Genomic DNA, 558 nt, shown 5'->3' with positions numbered 1-558 from the left:
GGTCGGAGAAGCTTTTAGATACATAGTTTTTAGCAAGTCGACCATTTGCGTATCTTGTTGCCCAGAACCTTGAGTGCTTTCTACGGTTTTTGAAGCAGGCTCAATACCCGTTACAACTTGTTGATGCTGATTCACAGTAACATAAGTAACTGCAACACTAGCGACACCACCAGCAATATTATAACTGCGGGCTTCTTGTGGATAGTTTCGACCTATTTGAACACCCTCCGATTCGAGAGTATCTTCTACTAAATCGATTGTCTGGCCTTTAGAGTCCAACAGTTGCCACTCTAATGGAGAAATGCTCGTTTGAGCTTGGCGATACGTATTAAATTGAGGAAGCTGGAACTTAAGCTTTTCATTATTAACATCAAACTTAGCAATAATCACATCGCTATATACACTTTTAATATCGTCGCCAATTTCAAATTCAGGTTGATATTTGAAGACAATCTGATTCGTCCCATCAGGTATTTCTATTGTCTTTTCATCAGAAAAGATCCCACCTTCCAACTTAGGTTTTTCCATGTTGACAGCCAGAAGTTTAACATCTTCAGG

At 39.6% G+C, this 558-nt stretch carries 1 protein-coding gene; it reads right to left on the bottom strand.

The features are described from left to right. The coding region (locus R8O11_RS30290; protein ID WP_318195270.1) for a DUF2057 family protein at positions 1-558 on the bottom strand (558 nt) is incomplete at both ends.

The sequence above is a fragment of the Vibrio sp. 1288 genome (assembly GCF_033344475.1).
The sequence above is the reverse complement of the archived record's forward strand: the minus strand, read 5'-3'. Positions and strand labels throughout refer to the sequence as shown.